This is a genomic window from Enterococcus sp. DIV0691 (assembly GCF_051711145.1).
Taxonomy (GTDB): Bacteria; Bacillota; Bacilli; order Lactobacillales; family Enterococcaceae; genus Enterococcus_B; species Enterococcus_B hirae.
Genome location: NZ_JBIOLY010000001.1, coordinates 646,746 through 664,717 on the forward strand (window position 1 = coordinate 646,746; position 17,972 = coordinate 664,717).

Here is a 17,972-nt window from a genome sequence, read left to right on the forward strand (position 1 = left end):
AACTGTTTCGTACATGGCACTCACTCAGTTATTGGTTTTGGTAACGATCAATTATGTATGATGGAGAATTAATCAAGCAACTTCGAGTGAATCGAAAGTTGACACAAACACAGTTAGCAAAGGGAATCTGTTCTAAAACATCTCTAGTAGGAATCGAAAATCATACCGTAAAGAAGATCTCTTTTTGTACACTAAAAGCCTTCTTGGAACGCTTAAATATTTCTTTGGCCGAATATGAATGGTTACGTAATCAGCTTGAAGAACCCAAAAAAACGAAGAAAAGTAGGCATCTTTTAAATAAAATCCAAGAAGAGAACTTTGATCCTTATAAGGAAATTGCCAACAACCGAAAGCAATATAAAAAAACAGCTGATTTATACTATTTAATGTTAAATCTACAGATGTTTTGGCAGACGAATGGAAAAAGGGAGTTGCAATTAGAATTTCTAGGATATGAGTGTCGCACGATTGAAGAATACTTTATGAAAATCAGGGAATATGGTCATTTTGAGTTAGATATTCTTTCCAAGTATCCCTATATTTTCAGTGATTCATTTCTAGATAATCATTACTTGAAAATCAAAAAAAGAATGCGACAAATGACCGATTCTTTGAATGAAGACTATTTATTTACATTTTTAATGAATCTCACGCTTTATTATATCGATAAAAAACGTTTCAAAAAAGCGCGTAGTATCAACCTCGATATGTCTCGCAGTTTGGCACACAAAGAAAAATCAACAATCATTTATGAAAGTTTGATGACAGAATACTACAGAAAGCTGATTGCACAAGCCTTAGGTGAGCCACTTTCAAAAGAGCTGAATACTTTTTTTACGGTCATCGAGTATACCCTAGGCAAGAAAGAGCGCAAACGTCTTGAAGAGAAACTCTTGGAAGTGATAAAAGAAGAAGAGAAAAAAATGATGTTGTTTGAACAGATTGCCAATATAGAACAAGAATAAGTAAGACAAGTGAATAAGAGTAGAAAAGACCTTGCAACAATCATTGACTAAACGAACTGTCAGGTACTTTTCTGCTCTTTCACTCAACTATCAGTAAGAGCAAATCTGTTTGGTCATTCAGGATGAACGATCTCAGATTTTTGCTTTTTTGTATCGAATAATGGGAAAAAACGATTGATTTCATTGGTTGCAGCATCTCTTGAATCAGATGCATGAATGATATTTTCAGTTCCAGGTAAGGCATAATCTCCACGAATCGTTCCAGGAACAGCATCTACAGCTTTAGTTGCACCGACCATCTTACGGACGATATCGATGACATCCTCTCCAGCTAAAACAAGATAGACTACTGGTCCCGAGGTCATATAATCAATCAATTCATCGAAAAAGCTCCGACCGCTTAAGTGATGATAATGCTCTTGTGCGAGTTCTTTTGTCATTGTTGCAAACTTCATTTCAGTAATTGCTAATCCTTTTTCTTCAAATCGTTGGATGATCCGCCCAATTAAATGACGTCTGACACCATCCGGTTTGATAATGACCAATGTACGTTCCATCTGATACACCCCTTTTTTTGTTATACCTTTATTATACTGGTGTCTGAGTAAACCCACAATCAAAGTGAAAAAGCTGATCAACATGCGGGCTATTAAGTACAATAAGAATTTTCTAACCCCATCAAGCAAAAACAATTTATTTACCATAAATGTTTGGAAAAAGCAAAAAATAAGTTTGACAATCGGTGCATAAGTTGTTATATTTACGAAGGAAAACTAAATAGGATTTGTTAGGTGAGGCTCCTATACAAACACAGGCTACTGCCCAAAAACGTCGAGAGACGCCAATGGGTAGAACAGGAATTGTCGAGACAAGGCTTTTCATAAGGTAGCTAAAAGCAAGGAATTGCTTTTTACGTTGTACAGTGTCAAAACTCAACGATGAGATCAAAGAAGCTTTTTTTTATGTGCTTTTTCGACCTTTCGCTGAATTTTTGATGAAAGGTCTTTTTGTGTTGAAACAATCCTAACAAACAAAAAATGGAGGTGGTTTCGTTGGGAAGTTGATGCTTTTAAAACGAAAGAGAAACAAGAACAATTCTATCAAGTTAAAGGAGATGAGAACAAATGGATGACAGTCCTGCGAAGAAAATAATGCGAGAGAAATTGCTGGCTGAGGCTATTATCTATCTGTTTTCAGCCCCTTTAAATACAGCATTTTCTCCATTACTCAACTAACTAAAAATAACCCAGCTTAAATAAGTGTTGCTTATATTTACTGGGTCTAAGGAGAAAAATGAGATGGAAAAAAAGAGAGATACACAAAAAATGTATGCTGCATTTGCAGGAAAGACAAAACAAGAATTATTGAACTTCTTTCATTCGACTGATCAAGGAATGAAAGACGAACAAATTGAAGAATCAAGAGAAAAATATGGTGAAAATTCAATCTCTTATGGGAAGAAAACACCCTTTATTGTAGAAGCTTTAAAAGCTTATATTACACCATTCACCTTGGTATTGATTGCACTCGGAGTGATTTCATTTATCACAGAATACGTGTTAGCCGCTCCTGGGGATAAAGATTTATTTGGAGTAATTATCATCTTTACGATGGTCATCGTCAGTGGAACGATGACGTTGGTTCAATCTGTTCGCTCTAACCAAGCCGCAGAAAAATTAAAATCATTGGTAAAAGTAACCGCAGCAGTTAAACGTAACGGTGATTATACTGAGATTCCAATGGAAGAAATCGTTTGTGGAGACCTTGTTCGATTATCAGCAGGTGATATGATTCCTGCAGATATGCGTCTGTTGTCAGCTAAAGATTTATTTATTTCACAAGCTGCCTTAACTGGTGAAAGTTACCCTGTCGAAAAGCAAGCGATTGTTTACGATGATGAGACTTTGAGTGAAACTAGTTATGAAAATTTGGCTTTTATGGGAAGTAACGTTATCAGCGGGAGTGCTGAAGGTATTATTGTATCTGTTGGTAATGAAACATTATTTGGACATGTGGCTCAAACGCTCTCTGAAAAACCGATCAAATCAAGCTTTGAAATTGGTATTCATAAAACATCCATGTTATTGATCAAATTCATGGCTTTAATGGCACCAACAGTTATCGTTATCAATGGGTTGACTAAAGGGGATTGGCTAGAAGCTTTTCTATTCGGTTTATCTGTAGCAGTCGGTCTTACACCTGAAATGTTACCAATGATTGTTACTACGAACTTAGTTAAAGGCGCTAGTGTGATGGCGAAAAAAGGAACGGTCATCAAAAATTTGAATGCGATCCAAAACTTTGGTGCGATCGACGTGTTATGTACGGATAAAACTGGGACATTGACTCAAGATAAAATCATTTTAGAATACCACATGGATTGTTCTGGTAAAGAAGATGATCGTGTTTTACGCCATGCGTATTTAAATAGTTACTATCAAACAGGTTTAAAAAATCTGTTGGATGTAGCAATTATTGATGAAGCCAAACAAACGTTAGCAACCGATAAAATCAATTACCGCAAAGTGGATGAAATTCCATTTGACTTTGAACGTCGTCGGATGAGTGTCGTTGTAGAGGACACCGCAGGTAAAACACAAATGATTACCAAAGGTGCGATCGAAGAGATGTTGAGTATCTCTAATTACATCGACATTGATGGGATCGTTAGTCCATTAACCAATGAAAAAAGAGAATCAGTTCTTGCAAAAGTGAGAGATTTAAATGAAGATGGTCTACGTGTAATCGGAGTGGCCCAAAAAACAAACCCAAGCGTAGTTGGCGAATTTTCAGTGAAAGATGAGTCAGATATGGTATTGATTGGATACCTTGCTTTCCTTGATCCTCCAAAAGAAACAACGAAACAAGCACTAAAAGCATTGAAAGATCATGGTGTCGCAGTCAAAGTCTTAACTGGTGATAATGAATTAGTCACTCGTTCGGTTTGTCGTCAAGTGGGTCTGGAAATTAATGAATTGATCACTGGCGAAAAGATTTCAGAAATGGATGATCGCGAATTAGCACAAGTTGCTGAAAATCATGAAGTATTTGTTAAATTGAATCCTCAACAAAAGGCTCGTTTAACGACAGCTTTACGTCAAAATGGCCATACCGTGGGCTTTTTAGGTGATGGTATCAATGATGCACCGGCAATGAAAGTAGCGGATATCGGTATTTCGGTTGATACAGCAGTAGATATCGCAAAAGAATCAGCCGATGTGATCTTACTAGAAAAAGATTTAACGATTTTAGAAAGAGGTCTTTTATCTGGTCGAGAAACATTTGGGAACATCATGAAATACATCAAGGCAACTGCAAGTTCAAACTTTGGGAATATGTTCTCTGTCTTAGTTGCTAGCACATTCTTACCATTCTTACCAATGTTGCCATTGCAAATTCTCTTTTTGAATTTGATTTATGATGTGTCTTGTATCTCACTTCCATGGGATAAAATGGATAAAGAATACTTACATGAGCCTAAAAAATGGGAAGCATCAAGCATTGGGAAATTTATGGTGTATTTTGGACCTACGAGTTCGATTTTTGATATCACTACCTACTTATTGATGTACTTTATCATTTGTCCAGCAGTTGTAGGTGGAGATTTCCATACATTAGATGCACAACAAAAGATCGTATTTATTGCGTTGTTCCATGCAGGTTGGTTCGTTGAATCATTATGGTCACAAACATTAGTCCTACACGCACTACGGACACCAAAGATTCCATTTATCCAAAGCAATGCGACATTTGCGATGTTTACGATTACGACATTAGGAATCGTTGTAGGTTCGATTCTGCCATTTACAGGCTTTGGTGCAGAACTAGGTTTGATGCCGTTACCAGGAACTTACTGGACTTGGTTAGTCGTAACGATTTTAGCTTACTTGACATTAGTGACAATGGTCAAAAAATTCTATATTAAAAAATTTGGTGAACTATTGTAATGGTTGATGAATGAACACCGTGAAAAAGAGGTTGTGAAGTCATCGGGTAGCTCCGAAGACAATAAGAAAGAATTTTTTGAAACAGCTTCTCATGTTTTGAAAAATTCAGGCTTATTGCAAGGAGTTGATGAATGAACACCGTTTACCCGTCCGTTCTCACCTCTAATCATGAGTTCGGGGCACTTCAAAAGTGCCTCGGACTCATTTTTTTCTACACCTTTCATTTTATTATGAAAGGAAAATATGATTCGTTCTGTGCAAATAACAATGAAACATGCTAAACTATGGATATTGTTTTCTGAAAGGAATAGTGAAAAATGAAAGGCGCAATATTTGATTTAGATGGACTATTAGTTGACACGGAGAAAACTTATCGTGATGGTTGGTTATGGGGATTCCAACAGTATGATTTAGCGATTCCCAAAGAAGTAGTAGATGCTTGGGGAGGTAAAAACTGGAAGCAAAGTTTTGACATTTTAGTGAAAGCAGCTGGAAGCCCTGAAAAAGTTCAAGAAGTTCGTGCCAAGCGTGAAGAATATTTTTATCAACAGCTTCATAACGGTGGGATACAATTAAAACCCTATGCGAAAGAAGTTTTAGCCGAATTAAAAAAACGAGACTTACGACTTGGATTAGCGACAACGACAGTTACTAAAAGAGCGACTGATATCTTAGCCCAATTTGATTTGGCTAATTATTTTGATACGATGACATTCGGTGATGAAGTAAGTGAAAACAAGCCTTCACCTGTTCCTTACTTGACCGCTTTAGAAAGAACAAAATTAGTTGCTTCAGAAGCATTTGCAGTGGAAGATTCTTTAGTTGGAGCTACTTCTGCTTCCCGAGCTGGGATAGGCATTGTTTTAATTCCAGATACTAGTTTTGAACGAAATTATACAGCAGAAGAAAAAGAAAAATTAAATTTACTTGCTGAAGGAAACGACTTACGAACTGTTATTGAAATGTTAGATAAAAAAACAACAAAATAATTCAATCATTTTTTTTGTAAACTTCTTCCTTGACTTTTAATTATGAGTACGGTAAATTATTCGCAACAACTAAATAAGTATATTCGTTGATAAGGAAAGTAAACTTGAACGATTTCTTAGAGAGGCTCTGTTTGGTGAAAAGAGTCAAATCCGCAAAGTTGAAAATGGCCTTGGAGAATAATTTGTCGATAAGTAGATAAATTCGGTCGTCGTTCAACCGTTAAACTGAACCCCAATCTCTCAGGAATGAGACGTTGGCTAGAGGGAAGGAAACTTCCGAATAAAGGTGGTACCACGATTCGTCGTCCTTTTACTAACATTTTTTGTTGGTAAGAGGATTTTTTTATATATTTTTTTGCAATGATGTAGTAAGTACAGTTGGAAATCTTTTAACAGAGAGCTTCGGGAGCTGAGAAGAAGCAAAGAGGAACGATTGGAAAATGGCTACTGAGCATTTTACCCCAAGCATTTTGTGAGGCGGTAACGGCTGCGACCGGTATCTCGCTAGAGTATGTTTGTACTTGAAGAGGAGCGACATGTGAATGTGGCTTGAATATGAGGTGGTAACACGCAAAAGGGCGTCCTCAAGGAAATGATTGAGTTCATTTTCTTGAGGATGCCTTTTTTATTATACAACAAGGAGGAGAACGAATGATTGAGTTAAAAAACATCAGTGTCCATTTTGAGCAAAAAGGTAAAGACATCCCAGCTGTCAATGAAGTGAATTTATCGGTGTCCCAAGGAGATATCTATGGCATTGTGGGCTACTCTGGGGCAGGGAAAAGCACGCTTGTTCGTGTGATGAATTTCTTACAGAAACCAACGAAGGGGGAAGTAATCATTCAGCAGACGAATTTAAGTGATCTCACACCAAAAGAATTAAGAAAAGAACGGAAAACGATTGGTATGATTTTTCAACATTTCAACTTAATGGAAAGTCGCACAATTTTTGACAACGTTGATTTCTCCTTAAAGTATACTGGGAAATCAAAACAGGAACGTCGTCAGAAAGTAAGTGACTTACTGGATTTAGTAGGATTGAAGGAAAAAGCTTCTGCCTATCCCAACCAATTATCTGGAGGACAGAAACAACGAGTAGCGATTGCGAGAGCTTTAGCAAATGATCCCAAAATATTGCTTTGTGATGAAGCGACGAGTGCCCTTGACCCAAAAACGACTCATCAAATTCTAGCGCTGCTCAAAAAATTAAATCGCCAATTAGGATTAACGATCGTCTTGATCACCCACGAAATGCAAGTAGTGAAAGAAATTTGTAATAAAGTGGCGGTGATGGAAGCTGGACGAATCATCGAAAGTGGAAGTAGTGTTCAAATTTTTAGTCATCCAAAAGAAGAACTAACGAAAGATTTTATACGTACAGCGACTCACTTAGATCAAGCATTGGAAAAGATTACTGGACAGCAAGGCTTTGCAGAAGAGCTTACGGATAAATGGCTAGTTGAACTGAGTTATGTGGGGAGCCAAACGAATGAACCATTGATTGCCCAGTTGTATAGCAAATACCAAGTAACAGCAAACATTCTTTATGGCAATATCGAATGGCTGCAAGAAACACCGATAGGTAGCTTGGTGGTAACTTTAGCGGGAGATAGCATTCAAAAACAAAAAGCTCTAGATTATTTGATCCAATTAGGTATCAAAGTCAATCTCTTACAAAAACATGAAACACAAGAAAGAATCAAACTCGTTGAAGGAGGCGTTTAAGATGAACGAATGGCTCAAAAGCTATCTGCCAAATGTTTATTTGATCCCAGATGAATTCATTGAAGCGACAAAGCAAACACTATATATGACTTTCTGGTCTGCTTTGATTGGGGGAATCTTGGGCATTATATTAGGGGTGGTTTTAGTCGTTACCCGCCCTAAAGGATTAATTGAAAACCGCTTATGTTTTGAACTTTTTGATAAGGTGATCAATATCGTACGATCCATTCCATTTATCATTTTACTCTCTTTACTTGCATTGACGACTCGTTTTATTGTCGGAACAACAATTGGAGCAACGGCAGCACTAGTTCCTTTGATTGTCGGCATCGTTCCTTTTTTTGCTCGACAAATCGAAAATGCCTTGCTTGAAGTTGATCCCGGTGTTATCGAAGCTGCACAAGCAATGGGAACGAGTCCATTGGGTATCATTTTTCGTGTTTATTTACTGGAAGGACTACCTAGTATCATTCGTGTCTCAGCTTTAACGATCATCAATGTTATTGGCTTAACCGCAATGGCAGGTGCTGTAGGAGCTGGTGGTTTAGGAAATTTAGCTATTTCTCGGGGCTATAATCGATTTCAAACAGACGTAACGGTTGTTGCGACATTATTGATTTTGGCATTGGTGTTTTTAAGTCAATTTATCAGTAATTTTTTAATTAAAAAAATATCACATTAATGGAGGAGAAAAAATGAAAAAAGTGATTCGATTTGCTGTAGTGACATTCGTCGCATTATTTTGGCTGGCAGGCTGTAGTCAAGGAAAGGCAGATACAAAAACAAAAGAAACAACTGTCAAATTAGGGGTGATTGGTGAAGATACAGATGTTTGGGACGATGTAAAAGCACGTCTAAAAAAGGAGAATATTGAATTAGAATATGTAAAGTTTACCGATTATAATCAACCAAATGCGGCCTTAGCTGATGGCTCAATTGATTTGAATGCCTTTCAACACCAGTTCTTTTTAGATAACTATAATGAAGAACATGGCACAAATCTAGTTTCAATCGGAAACACCGTAAATGCCCCATTAGGAATCTATTCCAATACGATCAAAAAGATTGAGGAAGTAAAAGAAGGTGCAAAAGTAGCCATCCCTAATGATGTAACCAATGGGGGACGCGCTTTACTTCTTCTTCAATCAGCGGGGCTGATCAAAGTTGATCCATCGAAGGGACAGACTCCGACGATTTCTGATGTGACAGAAAACGATAAAAAACTTAAGCTCACAGAATTGGATGCTTCGCAAACAGCACGTGCGCTAAACGATGTGAGTCTTTCGGTCATCAATAGTGGGGTAGCAGTCGATGCAGGGTTCACACCAACGAAAGATGCAATTTTCTTAGAACCAGTGGATGATCGTGCCCGCCCTTATGTCAACATCATTGTTGCCCGAAAAGAAGATGAAACAAACCGTACGTATCAAAAAATCGTTGATACTTATCAAACTGAAGCAACTGCTAAAGTCATTGAAGAAACGTCAAAAGGTTCGAGTGTTCCAGCATGGAAAACCTTTGGTCGTAAATGAGCATCATCAGAAAGTACAGCTCAAATGAACTAGAAATTTTTATCTGAAGCCAGCATACAAGGAGGAATTTTTTTATGACTACATCAACTATTTCAACGAATCGATCCAGTTTATTGAAAAAAGCGATCCAAGAAAGATTACCAGAATATCAAGCACTTGCCTTGGATATCCATCAACATCCAGAAGTGAGCAATTACGAATTTTATTCATCTGCTGCTTTGATTCGCCAATTAGAAAAAGAAGGCTTTACAGTTGAAAAGGAGGTCGCTGGACACCGTACAGGATTTGCTGCTAGCTATCGCTCAGATAAGCCAGGTCCGACGATTGCATTTTTAGCTGAATTTGATGCACTTCCTGGAATTGGACATGCGTGTGGACATAATCTTTTTGGAACGTATTCTGTATTAGCCGCGAGTATCATTAAGAAACAAATTGACGAAATTGGTGGTGAGATCCGAGTGTATGGAACACCAGGGGAAGAAGGAGGAGAGAATGGTTCAGCGAAAGGGAGCTTTGTTCGTGAGGGATTATTTGACGATGTGGCGGCTGCTTTATGTGCTCATCCAGCTTACCGTTACGGAAAAACAACCGAATCGCTAGCTAATGATCCAGTTGATATCAAATTTTATGGAGTTGCTTCTCACGCTGCTGCAGCACCCGAAAAGGGAGTTAACGCACTAGAAGCACTGATCCAAGTTTTTAATGGTATCAACGCACTACGCTTACAATTACCTAAAGATGTCAATATCCATGGGATCATCACTAACGGCGGAGTTGCTGCTAACGTCATCCCTGAATATGCTGCAGGACGTTTTTATTTACGTGCTGGCAATCGACAAACATTAGATATAGTCTTTAAAAAAGTGGAACAAATCGTGAAAGGGGCTGCATTGAGTACGGGCACAAGCTATGAATTTGGTTTGTTTCAAAATGCGGTAGATCATATGATTCCGACACCTTCTTTCGATGAGTTGTTTTTTACACATGCAAAAGCAGCTGGAGTTCCAGAAACGGAAATCGATGTAACAGAAAAGACCAGCTTAGGGTCCTCTGATGTAGGGAATGTCAGTCAAGTGATTCCGACGATTCAACCAACTATTTCGATTTCAGATGAGTATATCGCTGGACATTCGGAAGAGTTTAAAGCAGCCGCAAAAAGTGAAAAAGGGTTGGCATCGATCGCCATTGCAGCAGAACTATTAGCGGCTACCGCTTTAGATTTATTCGAACAACCAGCTTTATTGACAAAGATTCAGGAAGAACACCAACAACTTTTAGAAAAAAGTCAGTTAACTGGTTCGACTTTTTAAATAAATAATGATTTATGATTTGAAAAAAATAGTCATTTTGTATTGACAAAAAATCTCGCAGAAGGTAAACTTCATGAAAGTCAACTTTTCACATAGTAGCGTTTCAGGTGTTTTGTTCAGAAAGTCGGTGGTAGCTGCGAACCGATCAAGCCGAAATGTCGAATTACATGAAAAGGAATAAAAACTAAATAGTTAAATCAAAGTGAAAAACAGAACTGTTTTTAATTAAGGTGGTACCGCGGAGTCATTCGTCCTTAGTTGAAAATAGTTCTTTTTGTTTGATTAGAGGGGGAAATGCCCATGAATTGTGGCGGAGTCATTCGATATCTATTCTTTTTTAGTACTTCGATTAACTAAAAAAGGAGAATGATTATGAAGAAAAAAGGAAAACCGAGTTTTAAAGAAGCTGTATTTGTCTTATTGGTGATTGTGGCAAGTATAGCAATTGGGGTTGTCGGATTAAAATTATCACCAAACATTACGATCTTAGCAGCAATTGGAATGATCATGCTTTACGCTGTAGTGAAAAGATACCCAACAGAGTGGTTACATGAAGGAATTATCAATGGAATCAAACCGGGAATCATTCCGATTTTTATCTTTATATTAGTCGGCGCACTGATTGCGGTGTGGATCCAAGCAGGAATTATCCCGACACTTATGGTTATTGGTTTTAAATTGATAAGTGTCAAGTGGTTTGTTCCTTCTGTATTTGTTGTTTGTGCTATCGTCGGTAGTGCAGTAGGGAGTGCTTTTACTGTCATGTCAACGATTGGGATCGCATTTTTCGGTATTGGTACGACATTAGGAATTAATCCAGCGTTAGTCGTGGGATCAATTGTTTCAGGTGCTGTTTTTGGAGATAAAATGTCTCCTTTGTCAGAGTCAACCAATCTAGCCGCAGCAATCGTTGATGCCGATCTATTCAAGCACATCAAACATATGATGTGGTCTACGGTTCCAGCTTTTGTCGTTTCCTTCTTTTTGTTCATGGTTCTTGGACACACAAATAGAGAAACTAGTCTAACGGCTATCCGAGAAGTCACTGATATCCTGGAAGCAAACTTTACAATTTCTTTTTGGTCGTTGATTCCCTTGTTCTTAATGTTATTATGTGCTTGGAAAAAAGTACCAGCTATCTTGACTATTCTGTTAAATATAGCTGTGGCGGTGGGGATGATCTTTATTCAGAATCCGCAAACCTCTCTTAGTAGTTTAGCGACAGTGATTGAATCTGGATTCGTTGCAACTACTGGCAATCAACAAATTGATTCATTACTTAGTCGTGGTGGGATCGAAAGTATGATGCCAACTGTTTCTTTGATCATTTTAACATTATCACTTGGTGGATTACTCATTGAATTCGGTTTGATTTCAACTGTTATGGATGTCGTTTCTAAGAAAATGACCAATACACCAAAATTGATTTTCACCACATTGATGACAAGTATTGGTGTCAATCTCTTTATTGGAGAACAATTTTTATCAGTTATCTTACCTGGGAATGCGTTCAAAGAGACTTACCAGAAAGCTGGGTTTGACCCAACTGTTTTAGGTAGAACGTTAGAAGATGGTGGCACAGTGATCAATTACCTTGTACCTTGGGGAATTGCGGGCAGCTTTGTAGCTAGTACCTTTGGGATTCCAACCCTCACATACTTACCATTTGTCTTTTTCAGTTTACTCTCACCAGTTTTTTCAATGGTTAGCGCCTTTACTGGATTAGGGATCGAAAAAATAGACGAAAAGCCGAATGGAACGCTTGGTATCGATACAAACGAATAAACTCTCGGAATATTTGAATCAAAAAAACGCTCAAAACAGCAATGTTTCGGGCGTTTTTTTACGATATACTTATTTTTGTTCTTCAATCAACTTCTTCATTTGTTCGATTTCTTTTTCTTGCGCTTCGATGATGTCGTTTGCTAATTTCTTGACTTCAGGATCTTTCAAATTGGCACGTTTACTGGTTAAAATAGCAATCGAATGATGAGGGATCATGGCTTTCATCCAAGCGACATCACTGACTGTTGTTTGACTACGGACCATAAACAAAGAACCGGCAAATACTAAGACACTTACCCCTAAAATGATTTTGTTCAATGTTTTATTCTCATACATTTTCCACATAAATAAGAGCATGATGATCGCCATTACAGCGCCCATCATCAATGCCATGAACACCCGTGTACGACTAAAGAAAAGATGATCGATCGAGTAGACATTCAAATACATCATACCAAACATGATGACGGTCGATACCCCAATCATTAATAAAAATTTCCAATACTTTTTCATTTAAAAACACTCCTTTTATTTTTTCCCCAACTTTTATCTTCTCAGCTTACAAAAAAACAAGCAACTAAATTGTTTGGTACAACTTAGTTGCTTGTTTTTAGCTTAAGGAACTCAAGCTATTTATAGGGCTATTAAGCAAAGATATCATTTTTCTTGCGGTAGCTAAAGAAAATCACCAAGTAAAGAAGGGCAGTCAATAATGTCACGCCAATTGAATTAGTGAAGAAGATTCCCACAAAGATCAATCCTAAAACTACGATTGCTAATAAGTTTACCCCTTTTTCAAAAAGAGAACCTTTCTTTAATGCAAGGATAAAGGCTGCAATACTGATCATAAGCCAGATGACTAAGACAGTGTAGGAAAGAGAACCAGCCAAATAGCCAAATAGTTTGTCACCAACAAAGTAAGAAAGAACAACGCCTAAATATAAAACACTTGCGCAAAATAATACGGAACGTTGTGGAACATGGTGTTTATTCAAAACAGATAGTTTTTTTGCTGCACCTTTTTTGTCTTTTAAACGGAAATACAGCAAACGTGAAGAAGCATATACACCTGAGTTGATGGAAGAAAAGAGCGCTAAGATGATCACAAAGTTTACAAGATCAGCGGCAAATGGAATATGCATTTTTTCAAATACCATCACAAATGGGCTAGCAGATGAGTTTGCCAAGGTATCCCAAGGGAAAATGATTAACAACAAGAACAATGGAATGATATAAAATGAAATGATTCGTCCCATTACTCCACGAATTGCCTTAGGAATCGCTTTTTTGGGATTGTCGGCTTCACTTACTGTGATCGCAATCAATTCTGAACCACCATAAGAATATATAACTACGAGTAGCGAGTTGACGATTCCTTTCATACCATGAGGGGCAAAGCCACCATGATCCGTAATACTGTTTAGTGTAGGAAAGACCCCAATGTCAAACATTTGATGACCTACCAGGTATATCCCGAAGATAATCAACAATATGATTACGCTGATTTTAGCAAATGCCAACCAATACTCAGTTTCAGCAAATAACCGCACAGAATATAAATTAATCAACGTTGTCAACACGGCTAGAATTAAGACAAAGGTCCAAGGTGGAATCGTTGGAAACCATAATTGTAAGAAGGATGCTGCCGCTACAGCTTCGGCAATAATATTGATCGTCCATAATGAATAGTAAACCCAGTCGATAAAGTCAGCAGAATGGGCACCTAAAAAAGGTCGAACAAGCCCCGATAATCCATGCTGGGTATCCCCGTCATCTAAAACTAATTTACCAAGACCATTCATTACGATGAATAAAACAGCCCCACCAATCAAAAAAGCAATCAAGACACCAGGACCGGCAATCCCAATAGCTTCGCCACTTCCTTTAAATAGTCCCGCACCAATAGCACCCCCCAGTGCTAGCATCGTGATGTGTCTGGAACTTAGTTGTTTTTTTAGTTTGTTTGTTTCAGTTTTCTCCATAAGCAACCCCTTTTCTAAGACTAAACTATTGACGACGAAACAATCGTAGTCAAATGATTGATAACTATATTAAGTAGAAAAATAACTTTTTATATCATAGCAAATTATCTGACAATTTCAACAATTCTGTAAATAAAAATTTCTACTTTAATGAAAACATCATATGTTTGTCATAAATTTCCTATGTAAGCGTAAAACTTGATAGTAGGAGCAAACCCTAATAAGAGAGCGTTTTGTTTGTCTTTTCCTAAGGGAAGAAATTATGATAGCAAAAAATCACTAATTTTCATGTTACTATTGAATTAATCAAATGAACCATAATGGTCATAGGAAAGTGAGGAAACCAGAATGTCAAAATTGCCTATCTTATTGGTTGCAAAAGATAAAGCGTTGTATTTTTTACCCTCGATTGATTCATTAGATGTCATTTCGGGAAAAGATTTATTAGATCCAGTGTATTTTAATTTTTTCCATCCCAAATTGAAAGAATATGAATTGATCGTTTTTTTAGATTATGGATTCGAAACGGAAATAGCTGTGAAGATCCGCCCTTATACAACAGCTAAAATCGTTTTATACTTTTGGAATCATTTGAAAGAAGAGGAACACTTTAGAATGCTTCAACAAGCACAAAACGAATCGGCCGTCGATGAAATATACCATTTTGACCGAATAGAGGCGCAAAAACTTGGATTACGCCACAATAGTTCATTTTATTCTAAAAAGATGAAGATTCCTCAGGTGGAAGTCACTTCTGATTTGTTTTTTGGTGCCACTGATAATGGTCGTAAGGAGCTAGCAGAGAGCTATCGCAAGGAATTTGAACAGCGTGGACTTACAACCAATTATTATATTTTACCTTCACGAGGAAATGAGCAGGCGAATTATCTTTCTTACGCAGATTATTTAGCATTGACCGCACAATCACAAGGAATTTTAGAACTCATGAGAGCAGGACAAAAAGGAGTCACTTTACGAACTTTTGAATCTAGTTTTTTTGAGAAAAAGTTAGTGACTGACAATGAAGCAATTAAAAGCTACTATTTTTATAATCCTCAAAATATCTTTTTACTTCAGGAACGAAATTTGGATGAATTGCCGGAATTCCTGCATTCACCTTTTCAGCCAGTTGATCCGAACATTTTAAACTTTTTTGATGTCAATAATTGGGCTCAAAGGTTCTTATGGCTAGATAAAGTAGACTTTGAAAAATATGAGTATCATAAAGAAGATTAAGAATGTATGGGTGAAAAAGCGGGGGAAATTTTTAGAAAAACATTCGTTCTTTTAACGATGTAAACATTTTCTCATTATACCAGATAAATCGCTTACTTTTACGTTAATTATTTCAGTGGTAGCCGTAATAGTTGATAGTTATTTCTTCCTATTTAATAGTAAAATAGGCTCCATAGGTTTAGTTGGCGTATCAGATATGATAAATGTATCGTCATTTGTTTAATATCTGATTGTTCAACAAGCGGATCTTTTGGTTTGATGGAGGAAAAATGAATAGATTAGAACGAAAAAAAATAATACAAGTGATTTTAGGGACAAGTATGATTGCATTAGCGATCACATTATTGATCACTGCACATAAAGGCGCAGATACGATCAGTGTTTTTTTATTAGGTATGTTGACGTTGATTGATATTCCCTTTTGGGTAGCTAGTTTGTTGTTTAATGCAGTAGTGTTAGGAATCGTTGCTATCTTCAATCGAAAAGAATTAGGGATCGGTAGTTTAATCAATGGTTTTGGATTGGGATTACTGATTGGACAGATTGAACCATGGCTAAATAAACTTTCAGTTAACATGACTGGCTATTCAATCATGGCAGTTCTTTTAGCCCCTATTTTATTTGGGGTTGGAGCGGGATTATATGTTTCTTCAAACAAAGGATCTGCTGCATTAGAAGCACTGACTCAATTGCTTTTTAAATTTACGGGATTTAGTTTAACTTTTATTCGGATCGGTTTAGATGCACTAATGGTCATTGTAGGCGTATTATTAGGTGCCCCTATTGGTATCGGAACACTTCTATGTGTACTAGCGATTGGACCAATCTTTGGATTAACACTAAAGCAATTGAATAGAGTTTAAACGTGTGAAGCAATTCTGTGCAAATCGAACATCATATTTATATGTATTACATAGAAAGAGTCGGATTGATATCCAGACTCTTTTTTGTTTTGTTTACTAATGATTCAGTTTAATGAAAAAAATAAAGAGAAAGTTTATTTTTGTTCAAAAAGTTGAACGATAACAAAATAAAAAAACAAAAAACAGCATTATTTTTGTTCGGATTTTCTCTGGAAATCCATCAGACAGCTAGATAAAGTGATTAAAAAAACGGATACATATTAAATAAGGTAAGACTTTTAAGAAGTAATTAGACCAATATTTTAGTTTATTTCGGATTTGACGATACAAAACGCAAAAAGATAAACAAAAAACAGATGTTAAAATTTCTTATACTCAAACCATAGAAAAGAGGTGAAAACGAATGAATCATTTACCTATCAATACAGGTGATACAGCATTTATGATTTTATGTACCGCAATGGTTTGCTTGATGACTCCTGGCTTGGCATTTTTTTATGGCGGGCTGGCACGGAAAAATAACATCACAACTATTATGGCACAGTCGTTTCTTTCAGTAGGAATAACAACTTTGATGTGGATATTTGGTGGTTTTGGATTAGCTTTCGGTAGAGATATCGGTGGACTAATTGGTAATCCAGCTGACTTTTTTTTAATGAAGCATGTCTCTAACGCACCTAATTTATTACATGGAGCAACGATTCCTTTTTTGATGTTCTTTTTATATCAATTGATGTTCATCGTAATCACCGTTCCATTGATGACGGGGGCCTTTGCTGGAAGATTGAATCTTAAAGGTTATGTTTTGCTTTTGATTTTTTGGAATCTTCTGATTTATTTCCCTGTTTGTCACTGGATATGGGGAGGCGGATTTTTAGCACAATTAGGCTTCCGAGATTTTGCTGGTGGTGCTGTCATCCATACGACTGCAGGGTTCGGCTCGCTGGCATGTATTTTGACACTTGGACAAAGAAAGATTCCTACTTCTGAACGATCAGGACATAGTAGTTTGATGGCAGCAGCTATTGGAACAGGTCTTCTTTGGTTTGGCTGGTTTGGATTTAATGCTGGAGGGGCACTCCGAGCAGATTACCAAGCGGTCAATGCTTTTGGTTCAACTTTTGTTGCGTTGGCATTTGCGATGATGACGTGGTTGATCTTAGCGAAAATCAGAGGGAATGGTTTTGATTTTGTCGACATTTTAACTGGTTCTGTCGCTGGACTTGCAACAGTTACACCGTGTGCAGGCTATATCAATCCAAGTAGTGCCATCATCATCGGAATCATTGCCGGAATTGTTTGTCAGTATGCTGTTGCATTTCGTAAGAAGAAAAATTGGGATGATGCACTTGATGTATGGGGTGTACATGGCATGGGTGGTTTTACTGGAACCATCTTAATTGGGCTTTTTGCTACAAATGCTCATTTGCTCTCTGATTCACACAGCTGGTTCCTATTAGGTGTTCAAATCATCGGTGTTTGTCTAGTTGCCTTATACGCTTATGCGCTCACAGCAGGTATCTTAAAGAGCATCATGTGTCTAACGATCATCACGACGACGAAAGAAGAACAAGAAGAAGGATTAGATTTCACGTTTTTTGAAAATAAATAAATTAAATATAGTAGAAAAGAGGAAGT

The 17,972-nt window shown here is 37.2% G+C and carries 14 protein-coding genes, 1 riboswitch and 2 other annotated features; of the genes, 11 read left to right on the forward strand and 3 right to left on the reverse strand.

Going from position 1 to position 17,972, the window contains the following annotated elements; translation table 11 throughout:
- Window positions 1-53: 53 nt before the first annotated feature.
- Window positions 54-965 carry a helix-turn-helix domain-containing protein gene (locus tag IGJ11_RS02900; protein ID WP_207433013.1) on the forward strand — a complete coding sequence of 304 codons (912 nt, stop codon included), beginning with the start codon at window positions 54-56 and terminating at the stop codon, window positions 963-965.
- Between the two features lie 113 nt (window positions 966-1,078).
- Here IGJ11_RS02900 and ndk read toward each other — a convergent pair whose 3' ends face one another.
- Window positions 1,079-1,522, reverse strand: coding sequence for a nucleoside-diphosphate kinase (gene ndk, locus IGJ11_RS02905; RefSeq protein WP_010719910.1), 444 nt, complete (start codon window positions 1,520-1,522; stop codon window positions 1,079-1,081).
- A gap of 219 nt (window positions 1,523-1,741) precedes the next feature.
- A riboswitch (M-box (ykoK) riboswitch) is annotated at window positions 1,742-1,916 on the forward strand.
- Between the two features lie 347 nt (window positions 1,917-2,263).
- Here ndk and mgtA point away from each other — a divergent pair.
- The 7 genes from mgtA to nhaC all read left to right on the forward strand — a co-directional run bounded on the left by mgtA (window position 2,264) and on the right by nhaC (window position 12,253).
- Window positions 2,264-4,912 (forward strand): magnesium-translocating P-type ATPase, encoded by a 2,649-nt coding sequence (mgtA, locus tag IGJ11_RS02910; RefSeq protein WP_010738332.1) that lies wholly within the window; start codon window positions 2,264-2,266, stop codon window positions 4,910-4,912.
- A 317-nt stretch (window positions 4,913-5,229) separates the two neighbouring features.
- A complete protein-coding gene (locus IGJ11_RS02915; RefSeq protein WP_207433015.1) occupies window positions 5,230-5,901 on the forward strand; it encodes an HAD family hydrolase in 672 nt (223 codons plus the stop codon).
- A gap of 77 nt (window positions 5,902-5,978) precedes the next feature.
- Window positions 5,979-6,214 (forward strand) — a binding site (T-box leader).
- A gap of 38 nt (window positions 6,215-6,252) precedes the next feature.
- Window positions 6,253-6,490, forward strand: a binding site (T-box leader).
- 62 nt (window positions 6,491-6,552) lie between these two features.
- The gene (locus IGJ11_RS02920) at window positions 6,553-7,626 is read left to right on the forward strand and encodes a methionine ABC transporter ATP-binding protein (RefSeq protein ID WP_088744979.1); all 1,074 of its coding nucleotides are present in this window, start codon (window positions 6,553-6,555) and stop codon (window positions 7,624-7,626) included.
- A 1-nt stretch (window position 7,627) separates the two neighbouring features.
- Window positions 7,628-8,308, forward strand: a complete 681-nt coding sequence (locus tag IGJ11_RS02925; RefSeq protein WP_010719905.1) for a methionine ABC transporter permease — start codon at window positions 7,628-7,630, stop codon at window positions 8,306-8,308.
- A 13-nt stretch (window positions 8,309-8,321) separates the two neighbouring features.
- A complete protein-coding gene (locus IGJ11_RS02930; RefSeq protein ID WP_010738329.1) occupies window positions 8,322-9,158 on the forward strand; it encodes a MetQ/NlpA family ABC transporter substrate-binding protein in 837 nt (278 codons plus the stop codon).
- 74 nt (window positions 9,159-9,232) lie between these two features.
- Window positions 9,233-10,468: a M20 family metallopeptidase gene (locus IGJ11_RS02935; RefSeq protein WP_207433017.1), complete on the forward strand. Its 1,236-nt coding sequence runs from the start codon at window positions 9,233-9,235 to the stop codon at window positions 10,466-10,468.
- A 372-nt stretch (window positions 10,469-10,840) separates the two neighbouring features.
- On the forward strand, window positions 10,841-12,253 hold the full coding sequence (nhaC, locus tag IGJ11_RS02940; protein ID WP_010738327.1) for a Na+/H+ antiporter NhaC: 1,413 nt from the start codon (window positions 10,841-10,843) through the stop codon (window positions 12,251-12,253).
- A gap of 69 nt (window positions 12,254-12,322) precedes the next feature.
- Here the strand turns inward: nhaC and IGJ11_RS02945 are convergent, their stop codons facing one another.
- The gene (locus IGJ11_RS02945) at window positions 12,323-12,766 is read right to left on the reverse strand and encodes a DUF305 domain-containing protein (RefSeq protein ID WP_034699754.1); all 444 of its coding nucleotides are present in this window, start codon (window positions 12,764-12,766) and stop codon (window positions 12,323-12,325) included.
- Window positions 12,767-12,897: 131 nt separating this feature from the next.
- Window positions 12,898-14,235: an amino acid permease gene (locus IGJ11_RS02950; RefSeq protein WP_010719900.1), complete on the reverse strand. Its 1,338-nt coding sequence runs from the start codon at window positions 14,233-14,235 to the stop codon at window positions 12,898-12,900.
- A 348-nt stretch (window positions 14,236-14,583) separates the two neighbouring features.
- Here IGJ11_RS02950 and IGJ11_RS02955 point away from each other — a divergent pair, with 348 nt between their 5' ends.
- The 3 genes from IGJ11_RS02955 (at window position 14,584) to IGJ11_RS02965 (ending at window position 17,946) form a co-directional block, all read left to right on the forward strand.
- The gene (locus tag IGJ11_RS02955; RefSeq protein ID WP_207433018.1) at window positions 14,584-15,471 is read left to right on the forward strand and encodes an oligosaccharide biosynthesis protein Alg14; all 888 of its coding nucleotides are present in this window, start codon (window positions 14,584-14,586) and stop codon (window positions 15,469-15,471) included.
- 269 nt (window positions 15,472-15,740) lie between these two features.
- Window positions 15,741-16,334, forward strand: a complete 594-nt coding sequence (locus IGJ11_RS02960) for a YczE/YyaS/YitT family protein (RefSeq protein ID WP_010738324.1) — start codon at window positions 15,741-15,743, stop codon at window positions 16,332-16,334.
- Between the two features lie 403 nt (window positions 16,335-16,737).
- Window positions 16,738-17,946 (forward strand): ammonium transporter, encoded by a 1,209-nt coding sequence (locus IGJ11_RS02965; RefSeq protein WP_207433019.1) that lies wholly within the window; start codon window positions 16,738-16,740, stop codon window positions 17,944-17,946.
- Window positions 17,947-17,972 lie beyond the last annotated feature (26 nt).